The organism is Pseudomonas sp. G(2018) (assembly GCF_005502415.1).
GTDB lineage: Bacteria > Pseudomonadota > Gammaproteobacteria > Pseudomonadales > Pseudomonadaceae > Aquipseudomonas.
Window position 1 is genome coordinate 13,682 of the sequence record NZ_SCOO01000041.1, and the last position, 16,742, is coordinate 30,423.

Genomic DNA, 16,742 nt, shown 5'->3' on the forward strand with positions numbered 1-16,742 from the left:
CTAGACTCGCTCCAGGATCGCGGAGTAAAACGCGCGCTCTTCAACACGAAGGAAATTGGAGTTATGCCAAAGTAACGTGAATGTCCCCCCGACCGCTCGACACGCAGATTTTAGTTTCTCCACCAATACCCTGGCCTCCTCGTCCGGTTCCAGCCCCATATAGCTTGGACTGATCAACGTCACATCCATGACAATCAGAGGGCGTATACGCAACCGCAACATTTTCTGTGCAATCGGATCGAATGCTGGGTACTCATGGCATGTGCCACAGCGAAATCCGGGAAGCTCGGCATAACCAAGCGTGCTGTCGTAAGTCATCCCGGCTTTTTCCCAAGCCGCCAGAGTATTTGGATGACGCCAGCGCAAGTAATGCATGCGACCACCAAAGGCAGCTTGGTCGATACCTTCCTCGCGACACACCTTTTTCAAACGCTGAGCCTCTTGGGCTATACCATCGTCTGAGAGGAACGTATTGTAACTCGGATGCAATCCGATTTCGTGTCCACGCTCATGAATCGTGCGCAACAACGCGCGGATGGCAGGATGCTCGATCTCGTAGTCTCCATCCCTGGCCGGATCGGTACGCCCACATATGAAATAGAACGCGCTGATCAGACCGTGCCGCTCGGACTCTGTCATCAACCAGTCGAAGGTATTGCTAGGATCCTGTGGACTGATCCTGTTGCGGCTGCCTAACTTAATAAAGGGCACCCGTAATGCTGCCAGCAGGTCGCCGCGCTTGAGCAGATCACCACCTACTGCACGGACCAGGCCCTTGAACGAGCGAAATGCGTACCGACTGGGCTCATCCACATCATGGGACACCCTCATTGAAAATGCGTGGGCCTTCAACTTCAGTCCTGGCCATTGCCTGGAAATCACCTCTCCGAGCAGCGTAAGCCATTCATCAACCAAAGGCCGATCAAGATAGCCATGTTTTGCAGCATTGGACTGTGCTACAGGAAACCGCCCATGCTCATCCAGCTGTTCCGGCGACAGTTCCTCGCAACGAGCCAACATCCAGTATACGAACCCCAACAGATCGTAGTGTATCTTGATGCCAGCATCGCTTTGCTCAATCAGCGCTCCCGATATCGTCTTCAAGCCCGGTGCAGGAAGTATATCCAGGTACACAGGGTGCCACCCCTCGTCACGCGCACACCAATGCGCACACGGCAAACCCGAGCCTCGCAGATTGAAAGCGACGTTATCGACCGGAAACTCTATGTAACCTTTTTGCAAAGCCAGGGACATGCGCAGCTTGGAACCGTCTGCCAACAGGAGATCGAAACGCACGCCATAACGTTCGAACAGCAGTATCTGCAGCCATTCAAATATCGCCGTGCTCGGCCATCCAGTACCCGCCATCAGCTACGCCCTCGCAGATCATTGAGGTAGAAATAGCTCTTGAGCAACTTGGACGGAGTTTTGGTGACTGTGAAGTAAGGGACTTGACTCGCACCAAAAGCACGGAAAAACCGCTCGACAGGCTCCAGCATTGAACCTTCGAAGTCGAAGCGAGTCGTCACCGTAGTGGCCAACTTGATCGCTTCCCACATGCATAAACTGCTTGCTCCACTATTTCTCAGCTCTGGGTCAGCACCTCCCATGAGATAGTAGGCACTATGCTCATCCCACACCATGTAGACGCCAGCATGCCGACGCCCATCCTCATCTTCGGCGATGAGAATAGCTCGAGAGCTACGTCCCGCGCAGGCATCATCGATACGCTTGACCAGGTCCAGGGAATAAGGAATTTTCATACCCTGGCGCTCGAACACTAGATTGTTCAAGTTGAAGAAGTCTTCAGCTGTCAAGTCCGTCCGGACTTTTAGCATAAAACGTCCTTCCGCCTTGCGGATTTCCCGACGGATATTGTCTTGGAATTGCGACCATAGCGTATCCTTACAGCTCAAATCCTCAAGGGCATACGTATATCGGGTACTCTGCTTGAACCCTGCCCAATAAAAAGGTAGCCAGTTGCTCTGCGTGTAGGACCAGTTAGAGTCAAAATGGTCGAACTGCCGTGCAAGAATCAGAGCAGCGAGCTCTGTAAGAACATCTTTCTCATAGGCCAAGCGCTTGGACATCTTGCCCGTAGTAGGTTTGATCCATGGCCCGAGGTGCTGAGTCAACGTCGGCATGGCCAGCAACTTAAGGCCAACCTTCTTTTTCAATACGAAAGGCATGCTGGCAAGTATATTGCCATCCTTCTCGCACAGCACAACATCCCAGGCGTCGGCCGCTACAGCGTCGAGCCACCATGCCTGACTGAACAACGGGATGGATGTCTCCTGTGCACAGAGTTCACGATACCTTTTGCGCGTCGACGTCACTTGGACTCCCCCAACTTACACACCATGTAATGACTCTCACCATCCGCGGCAGAATGCTGGGTTTCCACTATCTCGAAACCTAACTTCAACGCCGATGTCAGCGATGCCTTATTGTCTTGAGCAATTCTTGTAGAAATGCCAGTCAAGCCATTTCTCTGAAAGTGTCGCTTGGCCGCAATCCGCATCTCAGTAGCAAGTCCTTGCCCCCGGTAAGCAGATACGACACCCACAAAGCCCTCATGGACAGTGGACTCCTGCAAATCCCTGGGATTGAAGTAGAACAAGTCCAACCCCACCAGCGACGCAGTCCGGATATCTTCGGCAACGATCAACAGGCGTTGGTAGCCAATCACCCCCCACAAGAAGCGCGCCAACGACAAACTTCCGCTTGGATTCAAATCAAGGTAAAGCTGCCGGAGGTGACGTAGATCCCGAAGCTTGAAACCTCGAATCAACACCGACCCGCTCACTTTGTCGGCCACGGGCGCATAGGTAAGACTAGTCTCAAGCTCTTTAAGTAACCTTGCCAGACGACTGGACATTTACGTTCCCTTAATAAGAATACTTCCATCTTCACACTGTCCCAAGCGCCAGGCGATAGGACAATATGCCATTGATGAAATACATGATGCTGTAACTAATAGAATAAAAATACAAACCTGCCTGAATACTATCCAGAAAATACGCAAAGGCAAAAGAGAAAACTATCAGCAGAAAAAGAAAAAATTGCCAAAACAAATCAAGTCGCTGCTTTTGCGCCAACATATACATCGAACTAAGCGGACTTGTGACGAACTGCAAAAAAAACATCGGCGTCAAAATTCTTGCATATTCACCCGACACCCGCCATTTTTCCCCAAAAACCAGGGCAAACATATCCGGCGCAATAATGAAAAAAACCGGAAATGCCAGAACCGCTATACACAACAGACGGAGGAAAGTTTTCTTATAAACATCCTTGCACTGTCCAGATTCCAGGTAAGCACGACTGGCTTCCTGTCGAAATACATCACCTATGGCGCTGGCAACAATACTCATCGGTGCGCCAATAACGCGCTGGGTCAACATGAAAAAGCCAGAAACACTACTGCCAAACATTGACCCCAGTGCAATGATCGGCGCCTGAAAAGACGCCATGTTCAAACTATGTGCCGCAATCAAGTATTTGGGGAAATCGACATAACGCCGCGCCATGGCCCGCAGAATTGAAAGATTCAAGCGCCTGAACGCTTGCCTGTCGCTCTTGAGCACTCGCACAAGTAGAAAGAAGAAGGCCGAAAAATGACCGGCAATGGCACCGCCCACCAGACCGACAACACCGACACCTGCATAACCTGCGCCCACTTGAGAAGCAGACATGGAAACACTCTGCGACATTCGTGCTGTAGCCATTGTCCGGTAATAGGAGTGTCGGTTACACCAGTAATTCAATGCCTGATAGCCCGCCATCAAAACGACACTCAACGGCACCCAATAAAACAGCTGGTAATGTTCGGACATATTGAAAAGAGTGGCAATTTCACGACCAAACACTACAACCACCAAGAATAATATAGCGCCCACAATAATGGACGCGCACAGTGCAATTGCGGTGATGGCGGCAGCACCTCGTTCCTTCCTGGGCACCATGATCGCCAACTCGTATCGGCCAGTTGCCAGTACTGACAACACCGAGACCAACGCCAGATAGAATGCGAAGACACCGAACTCCTGCGGACTGTAAAGGCGAGTCAGGATGGGGCTGATCATCACAGGAATTGCCTGCGCTAATGTCGTCCCTGTCATTAAAGTGAAGACATTTCGCGCAAACGCGGATTTTGGTAGAAGCCTTCCAATCACAACGAACAGCTCACGATCTGCTCGACAATAAAAGCCTGCTGTGACTTACTCAAGTAAGGGTGCATGGGCAGACTGACTACCTGCTCTGCAATTTTGTCACCCACGGGCAGGCTCTGTTTGGCATCCGCTACCGCAGGCTGGCGATTCAAAGGGATTGGATAGTGTACAACTGTTGGCACTCCCGCAGCATTCATCCGCTGCTGGAACACATCACGATTGTCAACTCGCAACGTGTATTGTGCATAAACGCTCTTGTTGTTCGGTTCAACGAAAGGTATTGCAAGACCAGCGCCAGAGAGCAAGCGATCATATTCCGAAGCCACTTGCTGACGCAGTTCGATTTCCTCGTCGAAGATCGCCAGCTTCTCCAGCAGAACCGCCGCCTGCAAAGTATCCAGCCGGCTGTTCACACCAACACGCACGTGGTGATAACGACGGTCCTGCCCGTGCCGGGCTATTTGACGGATAACGACGGCTAGTGCCTCGTCATTGGTGAAAATGGCCCCGCCATCCCCATAGCAACCCAAGGGTTTGCTTGGAAAGAAGCTGGTGCAGGCGATGGTGCTGAGATTGCACGAACGCCGCCCCTTGTAACTTGCACCAAAACTCTGAGCGGAATCCTCAATTACCGGAATGCCATGACGCTGCGCGACCACATTGATCGCGTCAAAATCCGCGCATTGACCATACAATGAAACAGGGATGATCGCCTTGGTTCTGGGAGTGATCGCCGCCTCGAGCAACTCAGGATCCAGATTATAGGTTTGCGGATTGATATCGACGTAGACCGGTTTGGCCCCCAACAAAGCTACGGTTTCGGCTGTCGCGATATATGTGAATCCTGGCGTGATCACCTCGTCCCCAGGACCGATCCCGAGGGCCATTTGCACAATCTGCAGCGCATCGGTGCCGTTTGCACAAGTGATGCAAAATTTTGCACCCACGAAATCAGCAAGACGGGATTCCAACTCTGCGACCTCAGGGCCCAGAATATACTGACCGTGTGCAAGTACACGCTGAATCGCAGAGTCCAGCTTTTCTTTTATTCGCAGCTGCTGAGCTTTCAGGTCGATGAATTCAATCACAGTCAATTTCCTTTCTTGATAACGAGGCCATCAGCCAGCACATAGCGGGCGTTGGAATAAGTGCACAGGGCCTCTCCTGTGCCGGCCAGGGGAAGCTCCAATTGCTCGCCATATTCACTCATCCAACCGATTTGACGTGCGGGCACGCCTACCATCAGCGCATAGGCGGGAACATCCCTATTCACCACAGCTCCCGCCCCGATGAAAGCGAACTCTCCAATAGTGACGCCACATACAATCGTGCAGTTCGCTCCCAACGTGGCACCGCGACGGACCAACGTGTCGCGATATTCGCTCTTGCGTTCAATCAGTGAACGTGGGTTATAGACATTGGTGAACACCATGCTGGGTCCACAGAATACCCCCTCTTCAAGGGTGACATTGTCGTACACGGAAACATTGTTCTGAATTTTGCAATTGTCACCAATAACAACTTTGTTACCGACAAATACGTTCTGCCCTAGCGAAACACCTTTCCCGATACTCGCCCCGGCGCAAACATGGACAAAATGCCAGATTCGTGTCCCTTCACCAATTTGCGCACCTGGATCGACGATTGCGCTGGGATGTTGAATATGCTGCATGGAACTCCTCCGCGATCAATGTAGCGGGAAAATTAGTTTCGCCAGGATCGGTGCTGCCATTTCACCATAGCGACGAGCCCCCCGCTCATTCAGATGATGATTGTCCTGGTAGACGAGCATGCCACCTTCATAAGGGGCATGCTGAAAAAAAGGCGTCTGTGAGAGATCCATGAAAAAGACGTTGTCGATTCCCGCCAGCCGTTCGGCGACCTTCCTGTTTGCAGATTCCCAAGCCACATTCCGCTCTGGAGCTATCTCCATGCCCAGTGCGGAAAATCGCTGCATTCGTTGAACATTCACTTCGAACATCGGTACCTGGGCCATCACAATTACACGCTTGCCTTGTGCGGAGAGCGTCTTTGCGAACTCAGCAAGCGCTTGCAGGAACGCATCACTCTGACTCTGCCATTGCCACATACCGGCAATAATGACCGTCTCTGTGCGCGCAAGAATCGGAACCAGTGCCTGACTTTGTGCCAGGCAATCAGCACGAGAGTAGTCCGGTATACGCTCCACATCAAAACCCGGGATCGGGACACAGTTGCTGGCAGTAACGCCTTCACGGCAAATTTCTGCTGCTTGCCAGCAGCATCAAAAAAGTAGTTCAACTGAGCCGCATGGCTGTCACCAAGCACGACGGCTGCTACAGGCTGCTCTGGATCACCGCGCCTGCACTCTCCAATAAGCTTGCCATGGCATATCTCGTCAGCTGGCGCATAACGGGTCAATTCCACCGGCAACGGCCGCTGAATATTCTCATTTAAACCCGTGGTAACGATAAATCCAAAAACAACAAAAAATACATCTACGCCCAAAAAACCGGCCGGCAGCCAGTTTCTGTTGACGTGGTAGAGTATGACCGCGAGTACGGCAATGGCGCGTAGACCTTGAACATCGGTGCGAAATCCGGCCGATTGGTCGGACTTTACCGACCGAGTCGCGTGCGCTACTTCTGTATTTGATATATTTACGCTCACAACTCGTGACTCAAGCACAGGCACCAATATCCCGGACGGCGTCTGGCACCGCCCGGCCTTATTTCAATTTATTTATACAGACGAGATAAAATCGGGTGCCCCTCCCCTGGCTCTGGCGACACAACCGGAGCCGATCGAATGTACTCGACGGTCTCTACACAGTGTCTTGCATCTTCAATACCATAACCACGTCCAGCCAAAATCTCCTGATAACTGACAGTATGCAGATCCGTAAACCCTTCAGAGAACTCCATTTCATTACCGTCTACGGTAATGGAGCGATAGGTAGGTTTTTTACCTTTAACCGTTTCAGGGAGGTCGGAGGCGTCGATTGACAGGAACCATCGAACGCGGGCTTTCTCATACTCCAAATAACCAGCAGCCTTATGCTCCGATGTAAAATGAACAACATTTCGCTGCAACTTTCCGAAAATAAAATGCAACATGTCGTAAAAATGAACACCTATATTAGTTGCCAAGCCAAAAGATTTGCGCGGATCCCCCTTCCAACTTTCCGCATACCAATTCCCGCGCGAAGTAATATAAGTCAACTCGACATCATACTTCTCCACCCTATTATCCCGTGCAACTTTTTCTTTTAGGTCGAGGATTGCCTGGTGATGGCGCAACTGCAAAATATTGTAAACACGTTTACCAGTTTCCATTTCTACACGAGCAAGCTCATCAAGAATTTTCGACGTCGGAACAAGAGGTTTTTCACAGATAACATCACAGCCAAGCCGCAGCCCGGCGGCAATGTGTGAATGATGCAAGTAATTAGGCGAGCAAACAGCAACGTAGTCTAACGCGGTTGACTGATTACGCTTTAATTGGTGCGCGTGCTCTAGGAAACGCTCGAATTGGGTAAAAAATTCGCTATGCGGTGAGATGCTATCGATGATACCCACAGAGTCGTTTATGTCATAGGCAGAGACGAGCGTGTTACCTGTATCCTTGATAGCACGCATATGGCGAGGAGCAATATATCCCGCAGCACCGATCAGAGCAAAATTTTTCATGGAACCTCTTTTTTGGCTATCGCCCAATACCTAGTCTATGGCGTTACTAGTCTAATCTTTAAGCTTTTATGATATGTTTTGCGGGCACTCGATACTTACCACGACTATCAATTATCAACTTAGCGTACTGCTTAATAAGATTGTAATCGAACTTATCGTGATCTGTAGCAAGTACTACGGCGTCAAAACTCGCAATGCTATTCGGCGATAAATCTTCGCTACTTAGGTCAAAATGATGTTCACGCATTTTTGGAAATACAGGAACATGGGGGTCGGCATAGGCCACCACACCACCTTTGGCCTCGATTAGCTCCATAATTTCGACAGACGGAGATTCACGCATATCGTCGACATTCTTCTTGTACGCAATACCCAACACAAGAATTTTACTGCCTTTTAACGCCTTACCTGAGTCATTTAGCCCATCCATTAACTTGCCGAGCACGTACTCTGGCATTGCCTGATTTACTTCGCCCGACAGTTCGATAAAACGCGTATGCAGGCCGTACTCCCTGGCTTTCCAAGTTAGATAGAACGGGTCAATAGGTATGCAGTGCCCGCCAAGGCCGGGACCTGGATAATATGGCGTAAACCCAAAGGGTTTGGTTGCTGCTGCATCCACAACTTCAAAAATATCGATACCCATACGATCGGCAACAATTTTCATTTCATTGACCAGCCCGATATTCACTGCACGATGAATATTTTCTAACAGCTTCGTCATTTCAGCTGCCTTTGTCGAACTTACCGAAACAACTTTGTCAATAGCTTGTTCGTACAGCGCAACCCCAACCTCCAAACATGCCGTGGTATCTCCACCGATAATTTTTGGAATTGTACGGGTCTCGAAATCAGGATTACCTGGATCTTCACGCTCAGGTGAATAAACAAGAAATATATCTTCTCCTACAACCAAGCCGCTTTCTTGCACACGAGGCAACAACTCCTCTTGAGTTGTACCCGGATATGTAGTGCTTTCTAACGATATGACTTGACCCGCACGCATGAACACCTTCAAGGCATCTGTAGTGTTGATCACAAAGCTCATATCAGGTTCACGGTATTTATTGAGCGGAGTCGGAACACAGAGAATCAACGCGTCACATTCTGCCGCGCGACTAAACTCGGTAGTTGCCTCAAAACCCGAAGCTAATGCATGCTTGATTTTCTCTTCTGCAATATGCTCGATGTAACTTTCACCAGCATTCAGCCTCGAAACCTTGCTCGCATCAATGTCGATACCTAGTACGCGAAAACCGATAGCGTTGTAGCGCAGCATAAGTGGCAACCCGACGTAGCCTAAACCGACGATACCAATCAGAGCTTCCTTGTTCTTGAACTTTGCGATACTGGTTTTCATTTGCTGCGACATCAATCTGGCTCCAGCTCAACGGTGAGTAATAATTGGAAAAACGGTTGAAATGGCTCGTCTCATAAGAGACAAAAGCCTGAGGCTTGTCCCGCCCTATGAGATATTTCTGTGCATTGTGAGTGAAGCTTCAGCAATGCGAGCCAGAATGGCTAAGGTCGACGACGGGGAGGCGTCTGTATCATCGGAAACCGACGGAATGCAAAGGCTCCGACTTTCGCGTTCTATGCGATTCAGATTTCCATGTACAACAAACCGCGCTCTATCGTAAATCATGAAAAAGTCCATCTATTATATCTTAGTGTCCCGAGGAGCAACTGCAGGAGCGTTTCTCACCCGAGAGTCAGCCAAGCATGCTCCAAAGTCTCGCATTATGCCTGCAATGACGCTTTTTGGCTCCTGGCAATTGATCATACGGTCACCCCACTGAGGTGCGAAGGCGATAGGTGCAAGCGATGGGCTGCGAAAAATGAGCAATCAGCATTTTCTGAGATTTTTCAGGAACGGGGAAAATTCGTCAGCCTAGCCCAGAAATAGTTAAAAACTATCAATGACACCAACCAATTAAACATCACTCAATGAATCGTGCGGAACGATAACTCGTGATAAGCGCAACAACGATCCCTGTCAGCCCCCCGAGAATTATACCGAGCAAAACAAGCATAATTTTTTTAGGTTTCAAAGGAGAAACAGGCTCCTGAACATCTCCGTCTGGACGAAATACAGAAACCTTATAATTGTCTAGCTCGATACCTTTATAAAATTCGTACTCTGCTTGCAACTTCCGGAGGTCGGGAATAAATGGATCATTTGATTCACGCCCTTTTAAATTTTTTAACTCAGCCTCAAGAGCCTTGGTCCCGCGCATATAAGCGGCCCCCCCTTCCATATCACCCGCTAACTTTGAAGAGTCCTCACCAACAAACACCACAGTTTTATCAAGTCCGCTGGCCTTAGCTACCGCAAGCGACTCACTAAGTCGCAATATCGAATCCTCTCGTAATTGTTTACCGGCTTCGCGAAGGGAGTCGATTTGCAGCTTTAGATTACGTGCGAGTACTGATGCTTCCTTAGTTGCATTACTGACAACCTCACGCTGGGCTAATTGCGCCGCGCTGGTCGTGTATATGCTTACCCAATGGGTGATGGTTTTAGGATCATGGCCCTGAATAGACAAGGACCAGCGACCCATCGGGTCTTTATCAAGAGAAGCGATGCTAACGCGACTCGAGAACCGGTCGTATGACTCAGGAATGGATTCGGCGTGACCCTTCTCTTTGAAACTTGAAATGTAGACTTCGCGATAAAACGACTGAAGCAAACTTTGAGACTGTAGATTCCTTAAGAAAATCTTATACACATAATCAACCGTGAATGGCTTTAGCTCTCCGGTTCGACCATAATTTAAATTCGCGACATCATCTAGAGTAGGAGGAGACATGTAGAATTTAGCTTCATAGACAGGCTTAGCCAAAAAAGCGTACATCGAAAACACCAATGCAACTGCAAGCGTGATAATTAAAACCAACCACTTTTTAAGCCATATAACCTTAACAATTTCCGCCAGGTCGATCTCATTAGAACGAACCTCACCACGCCCATCACTTTGCATACTTAACCTATTCATCGTTTAATTATTGTGATCGCCACACTTTTTAGTACGTGCAAACCAACCCAGCAGTGAACCCACCCCCAATCCGGCCAACAACGCTAATACCATATATAGAGAAAGCGATAGTTGTGGGGTAGACCATCCAAAAAAAACAAGAGCTATCTGTTCGTTATTTTCTAACACAAATATAACTACAAACGAGATAAGCAAAAATATCAACGCGAAAACCATCACCCTTTTGACCTTGCTCACCTAAACCTCAGCGCTGCAATTAGTTAACATCGTCATCATCCTCATTTACGCGATCCCGAAGCTCCTTCCCTGGCTTAAAGTGGGGAACGAATTTGCCATCAAGGCTAACCGACTGCCCAGTCTTGGGATTGCGCCCTACGCGCGGTGCACGATAGTGCAATGAAAAGCTGCCAAACCCCCGAATCTCGATGCGATCACCGGTGGCCAGACATTGGGACATTTGCTCAAGCATGGTCTTGATGGCCAGCTCCACATCCTTGGATGAGAGCAGCCCTTGATGGGTGACAATTCGTTCGATCAACTCCGACTTCGTCATATTTTTCCCTTCTTTTTCAAGCAGCTAGGAAAATCGCTCCAACGTTTTTAGCATGCCCCGACGAATTTGAACAGCCCAAGTTTTGGCACTCCCCTGCGCACCGCGCAATACCCGGTTTTCGGGTCAATGAGACCCACACTCTCACGTACATATAACCAGCATGGTGCGCGTCAGGTATCCCGCGGGATTGAAGCCAAAAGGGAAATCATCTTCTTCCTTGGCATCATCAGACCTCGTTACAACCTTGTAACCGGCCCCCTTGCACTCCTTCGCAGCTCGTTTGCGGCACTTCTCCCAACCCGACCCCAGCCCTGAACAATCAACCTCAATACCACTGACCCCGCGCACTGCATGAGTCTTGGCACTGGTGGTACACCCCGCCAGTGTCAGCATTGCTATCGCTACTACGAGCTTGTTCATTCACTTCCTTATGCCAGGCGCTCGACCCGACCATCGTTCGCTTCAGAATAAAGACTAGCTTCAATTAAGCGATTGATCCCGTTAAGGAAAGAGACATGCTTTAACGGCCATTTGTTTCAAGCTCAACCGAAGCCAATCCATACACCTTACGACCCCGGACAAATTCCAGGCACAAAAAAGGGCGACCGAAGTCGCCCTTTTTTACAGAAAGTCAGAACTTAGTTCTGTTTTTCCGCTTGTGCAGCACGCAGCAAGTCACCCAGAGTGGTGGCTACTGGAGCATCCGTAGCTACTGGCTTGTCGCGCAGGCTCTGGATGGCTTCTTTCTCGTCTTCAACGTCTTTCGACTTGATCGAGAGCTGGATTACACGGCTCTTGCGGTCAACGCTGATGATCTTGGCTTCTACTTCTTCGCCTTCTTTCAGAACGTTACGCGCATCTTCAACGCGGTCACGGCTGATTTCGGAGGCTTTCAGAGTTGCTTCGATATCGTCGGCCAGAGTGATGATGGCGCCTTTAGCGTCAACTTCCTTCACGATGCCTTTAACGATGGCGCCTTTGTCGTTCTCTTGAACGTACTCGGAGAACGGATCGCTTTCCAGCTGCTTGATACCCAGGGAGATGCGCTCGCGCTCTGGGTCAACCGACAGGATAACGGTGTCCAGCTCGTCGCCCTTCTTGAAGCGGCGTACGGCTTCTTCGCCCACTTCGTTCCAGGAGATGTCGGACAGGTGAACCAGACCGTCGATGCCGCCGTCCAGACCAATGAAGATACCGAAATCGGTGATCGACTTGATGGTGCCGGAGATTTTATCGCCCTTGTTGAACTGGCCAGAGAAGTCTTCCCATGGGTTCGACTTGCACTGCTTGATGCCCAGGGAGATACGACGACGCTCTTCGTCGATGTCCAGAACCATAACTTCCACTTCGTCGCCGACTTGTACGACTTTCGAAGGGTGGATGTTCTTGTTGGTCCAGTCCATTTCGGAAACGTGTACCAGACCTTCAACGCCCTCTTCCAGCTCAGCGAAGCAGCCGTAGTCGGTCAGGTTGGTTACACGAGCGGTAACGCGAGTGCTTTCTGGGTAACGGGCTTTGATAGCAACCCATGGATCTTCGCCCAGTTGCTTCAGGCCCAGGGAAACACGATTGCGCTCGCGATCGTACTTCAGAACCTTGACATCGATCTCGTCGCCAACGTTGACGATTTCGGAAGGATGCTTGATACGCTTCCAAGCCATGTCGGTAATGTGCAGCAGGCCATCGACGCCACCCAGATCGACGAATGCGCCGTAATCGGTGAGGTTCTTGACGATACCTTTGACTTGTTGGCCTTCCTGCAGGGATTCCAGCAGAGCTTCGCGCTCGGCGGAGTTCTCGGCTTCCAGGACGCTGCGACGGGAAACGACAACGTTGTTGCGCTTCTGGTCGAGTTTGATGACCTTGAATTCCAGCTCTTTGCCTTCCAGGTGCGTGGTGTCGCGCACTGGACGGACGTCAACCAGAGAACCTGGCAGGAACGCACGGATGCCGTTAACGTCGACAGTGAAGCCGCCTTTAACCTTACCGTTGATAACGCCCTTGACCACTTCTTCGGCTGCGAAGGCTGCTTCCAGAACGATCCAGCATTCAGCGCGCTTGGCTTTTTCACGGGACAGCTTGGTTTCACCGAAACCGTCTTCAACCGAGTCCAGAGCAACGTGAACTTCGTCACCGACGTTGATGTTCAGTTCGCCAGCGTCGTTGTAGAACTGCTCCAGCGGGATCAGTGCTTCGGACTTCAGGCCAGCGTGAACGGTTACCCAGCGAGCTTGGTAATCGATATCAACGATAACACCGGTGATGATGGAGCCTGCCTGAAGGTTCAGGGTCTTTAGGCTTTCTTCAAAGAGTTCCGCAAAGCTTTCGCTCATTTTAATTCCTGTTGATGAGGGCGAAGAATACGCCCATCTCCACATCCCAGACGATGTGGGTTAGTTTCATTTAAAAGAAGCGCCACAGGACTATGACTGGTCCCCTGCGGCCCTCTTGGTCACCCGGCGATATCGCGAATGGCGATCTCGCTCATGATGCGTTCCAGCACCTGGTCGATGGATAATTCCGTGGAATCCAGCTGTATGGCGTCAGCCGCCGGCTTGAGCGGGGCTACCGCTCGCTGGGTGTCACGCTCATCGCGCGCACGTATCTCATCTAGCAGACTCGACAGACTAACACCATCGACTTTGCCCTTCAACTGCAAGTATCGACGGCGCGCACGCTCCTCGGCACTGGCGGTGAGGAAAATCTTCAGCGGCGCATCCGGAAAAACCACCGTACCCATGTCACGTCCATCGGCCACCAGGCCCGGCGCTTCCTGAAAGGCGCGCTGGCGCTGCAGCAGCGCCTCGCGCACCGCAGGCAATGCAGCCACCTGGGAGGCACCCGAACCGACGCTTTCCGTACGGATCACGTCGCTGACTTCGTCGCCTTCCAGAATGATGCGTTGCAACTGACCGTCGGTCGCCGCAATGAATTGCACATCCAGATGAGCGGCCAGTTTTTTCAGCAACTCTTCATTGGTCAGGTCGACGCCATGGTTATGCGCGGCGAACGCCAGCAACCGGTAAAGCGCACCGGAATCCAGCAGGTTCCAGCCCAGGCGCTTGGCCAGTATCCCGGCGACAGTGCCTTTTCCGGAGCCGCTTGGCCCATCAATGGTGATGACCGGTGCAATGTTTTTCACGACTGAGCCTCTTGGGCAACGCGAATACCGACCTGCGCGCACAGCGCGAGGAAGTTGGGAAACGACGTCGCGACGTTGGCGCAATCATGGATGCGGATCGGCGCAGAGGCCCGCAGTGAGGCAACACTGAACGCCATGGCAATCCGGTGATCGCCGTGACCGTGCACTTCGCCGCCACCGATCAGGCCGCCATCGATAATGATGCCGTCCGGCGTCGGTTCGCACTTGACGCCCAGCGCCAGCAGACCATCCGCCATGACCTGGATACGGTCCGATTCCTTGACCCGCAGCTCTTCGGCGCCACGCAGCACGGTACGCCCTTCAGCGCAGGCGGCAGCCACGAACAGCACCGGGAATTCGTCGATGGCCAATGGCACCAGTTCTTCCGGAATCTCGATACCTTTGAGTTTAGCTGCCCGCACACGCAGGTCAGCCACCGGCTCGCCGCCGACTTCACGCTGGTTTTCCAGGGTGATGTCAGCGCCCATCAGACGCAGGATGTCGATCACCCCGGTGCGGGTCGGGTTGATGCCGACGTGTTCGAGCACCAGCTCCGAACCTTCGGCGATCGATGCGGCCACCAGGAAGAACGCCGACGACGAGATGTCGCCCGGCACTTCGATGTGGGTCGCGGTCAGCTTGCTGCCGGACTCGACCGATGCGGTTGCGCCATTGACGGTGACCGGGTAGCCAAAGCCGCGCAGCATGCGCTCGGTATGGTCACGGGTCGGTGCAGGCTCGGTCACGGTGGTTTTGCCATCGGCGTACAGCCCCGCCAGCAGCAGGCAGGATTTAACCTGGGCACTGGCCATCGGCATGGTGTAGGTCAGGCCTTTGAGCTTGTTGCCGCCCCGGATGGTCATCGGTGGACGACCTTCAGCAGCGGTTTCGATCACGGCACCCATTTCACGCAGTGGATTGGCCACGCGATTCATCGGGCGCTTGGACAGCGAAGCGTCACCGGTCAGGGTGCTGTCGAAGTTCTGCGCGGCCAGCAGGCCGGACAGCAGGCGCATCGAAGTACCCGAGTTGCCCAGATAAATCGGACCCGGCGCAGGCTTCAGGCCATGCAGGCCGACGCCGTGAATGGTCACGCGACCGTGGTGCGGGCCTTCGATCACGACGCCCATGTCACGGAAAGCCTGAAGCGTCGCCAGGGCGTCTTCGCCCTCGAGGAAACCTTCCACTTCGGTGACGCCTTCGGCCAGGGAGCCAAGCATGATCGAACGGTGGGAAATCGACTTGTCACCCGGTACGCGAATCCGACCGGACAGGCGGCCACCAGGTTGAGCCAGGAAAATCAGATCGTTGGAATTCATAGCGTCCACATAGGCCCTGCGGGCCAGGATTTTACTGAAATGCTCGCGGGCAACCCGGGCGCGAGTGAAAACGCCCAACAATTGGTGCCCATCCCCTGCATCGACCGCGTCGCGCAAGGCGTCGAGGTCGCTGCGAAATGTATCGAGTGTGCGCAGGACAGCCTCGCGGTTAGCGAGGAAAATGTCGTGCCACATCACCGGGTCGCTTCCGGCAATTCTTGTGAAATCGCGGAAACCGCCCGCAGCGTAACGGAAGATCTCAAGGTTTTCATTGCGCTTGGCCAATGAGTCGACCAAGCCGAACGCCAGCAAGTGCGGCAAATGGCTGGTTGCCGCCAACACTTCATCATGTCGCTCGACCTGCATGTGCTCGACATCGGCGCCCAATTCGCGCCACAAGCGGTCGACCACGGCCAAGGCTGCCGGATCGGTCTGTTCCAGCGGCGTCAGAATCACTTTATGACGGCGAAACAGCTCGGCATTGGAGGCTTCCACCCCACTCTGCTCGGAACCGGCAATCGGGTGCCCCGGCACAAACCGCGACGGCATGCCGCCAAACGCTTCGGTAGCGGCACGCACGACATTACCCTTGGCACTGCCGACGTCGGTCAGGATCGCCCCGCCCAGATTCATGCCTGCCAGTCGAGCCAGCAGTTTTTCCATGGCGAGGATCGGCACCGCCAACTGGATAACGTCGGCACCCTGGCAAGCAACTGCCAGGTCGTCTTCACAGCGATCCACCACGCCCAGCTCTACCGCCAGCTTGCGCGACTGCGGATCGAGATCGACCCCGACCACTTCGCGGCACAGGCCACTTTCACGCAAACCCTTGGCAAACGAACCGCCGATCAACCCCAGACCGACCACCACCAGGCGCCCGATCATAGGTTCA

Annotated in this window: 15 protein-coding genes and 1 pseudogene; all 16 read right to left on the bottom strand. The window is 52.2% G+C overall.

From position 1 onward, the window contains the following. The 16 genes and pseudogenes from FFS64_RS27280 to FFS64_RS27355 all read right to left on the bottom strand — a co-directional run bounded on the left by FFS64_RS27280 (position 1) and on the right by FFS64_RS27355 (position 16,735). Positions 1-1,368, bottom strand: a complete 1,368-nt coding sequence (locus tag FFS64_RS27280; protein WP_171017141.1) for a polysaccharide deacetylase family protein — start codon at positions 1,366-1,368, stop codon at positions 1-3. Next, a complete protein-coding gene (locus FFS64_RS27285; RefSeq protein ID WP_137807894.1) occupies positions 1,368-2,336 on the bottom strand; it encodes a GNAT family N-acetyltransferase in 969 nt (322 codons plus the stop codon). The genes FFS64_RS27280 and FFS64_RS27285 overlap by 1 nt, the downstream gene beginning before the upstream one ends. Continuing rightward, positions 2,333-2,878: a GNAT family N-acetyltransferase gene (locus FFS64_RS27290; RefSeq protein ID WP_137807895.1), complete on the bottom strand. Its 546-nt coding sequence runs from the start codon at positions 2,876-2,878 to the stop codon at positions 2,333-2,335. The genes FFS64_RS27285 and FFS64_RS27290 overlap by 4 nt, the downstream gene beginning before the upstream one ends. A 31-nt stretch (positions 2,879-2,909) precedes the next feature. Beyond that, complete coding sequence (locus FFS64_RS27295) at positions 2,910-4,175, bottom strand: lipopolysaccharide biosynthesis protein (protein WP_256660555.1); 1,266 nt, start codon at positions 4,173-4,175, stop codon at positions 2,910-2,912. Further along, a complete protein-coding gene (locus FFS64_RS27300) occupies positions 4,172-5,260 on the bottom strand; it encodes a DegT/DnrJ/EryC1/StrS aminotransferase family protein (RefSeq protein WP_137807897.1) in 1,089 nt (362 codons plus the stop codon). The genes FFS64_RS27295 and FFS64_RS27300 overlap by 4 nt, the downstream gene beginning before the upstream one ends. Before the next feature lie 2 nt (positions 5,261-5,262). Next, a complete protein-coding gene (locus FFS64_RS27305) occupies positions 5,263-5,844 on the bottom strand; it encodes an acyltransferase (RefSeq protein ID WP_137807898.1) in 582 nt (193 codons plus the stop codon). 15 nt (positions 5,845-5,859) lie between these two features. Further along, positions 5,860-6,414: an SGNH hydrolase domain-containing protein gene (locus FFS64_RS27310; protein WP_256660557.1), complete on the bottom strand. Its 555-nt coding sequence runs from the start codon at positions 6,412-6,414 to the stop codon at positions 5,860-5,862. Next, positions 6,414-6,845, bottom strand: a pseudogene (locus FFS64_RS32325) (hypothetical protein); the annotation flags it as partial. The pseudogene FFS64_RS32325 and the gene FFS64_RS27310, both read right to left, overlap by 1 nt. A gap of 44 nt (positions 6,846-6,889) precedes the next feature. Then, positions 6,890-7,840 (bottom strand): UDP-N-acetyl-2-amino-2-deoxy-D-glucuronate oxidase, encoded by a 951-nt coding sequence (gene wbpB, locus FFS64_RS27315; RefSeq protein WP_137807900.1) that lies wholly within the window; start codon positions 7,838-7,840, stop codon positions 6,890-6,892. 58 nt (positions 7,841-7,898) lie between these two features. Continuing rightward, positions 7,899-9,200, bottom strand: coding sequence for a UDP-N-acetyl-D-glucosamine 6-dehydrogenase (gene wbpA, locus FFS64_RS27320; protein ID WP_171017143.1), 1,302 nt, complete (start codon positions 9,198-9,200; stop codon positions 7,899-7,901). 580 nt (positions 9,201-9,780) lie between these two features. After that, positions 9,781-10,836: an LPS O-antigen chain length determinant protein WzzB gene (locus tag FFS64_RS27325; RefSeq protein ID WP_256660556.1), complete on the bottom strand. Its 1,056-nt coding sequence runs from the start codon at positions 10,834-10,836 to the stop codon at positions 9,781-9,783. Positions 10,837-11,092: 256 nt separating this feature from the next. Continuing rightward, positions 11,093-11,389, bottom strand: a complete 297-nt coding sequence (gene ihfB / locus FFS64_RS27335; RefSeq protein ID WP_137807903.1) for an integration host factor subunit beta — start codon at positions 11,387-11,389, stop codon at positions 11,093-11,095. A gap of 141 nt (positions 11,390-11,530) precedes the next feature. After that, positions 11,531-11,809, bottom strand: coding sequence for a hypothetical protein (locus FFS64_RS27340; RefSeq protein ID WP_137807904.1), 279 nt, complete (start codon positions 11,807-11,809; stop codon positions 11,531-11,533). 218 nt (positions 11,810-12,027) lie between these two features. Continuing rightward, entirely contained in the window at positions 12,028-13,722 is a 1,695-nt protein-coding gene (gene rpsA, locus FFS64_RS27345; protein WP_047527094.1) for a 30S ribosomal protein S1, read from the bottom strand. 119 nt (positions 13,723-13,841) lie between these two features. Continuing rightward, positions 13,842-14,531 (bottom strand): (d)CMP kinase, encoded by a 690-nt coding sequence (gene cmk / locus FFS64_RS27350; protein ID WP_077047283.1) that lies wholly within the window; start codon positions 14,529-14,531, stop codon positions 13,842-13,844. Then, a complete protein-coding gene (locus FFS64_RS27355; protein WP_256660559.1) occupies positions 14,528-16,735 on the bottom strand; it encodes a bifunctional prephenate dehydrogenase/3-phosphoshikimate 1-carboxyvinyltransferase in 2,208 nt (735 codons plus the stop codon). Before FFS64_RS27355 ends, cmk begins: the two co-directional genes overlap by 4 nt. Between the last annotated feature and the right edge of the window lie 7 nt (positions 16,736-16,742).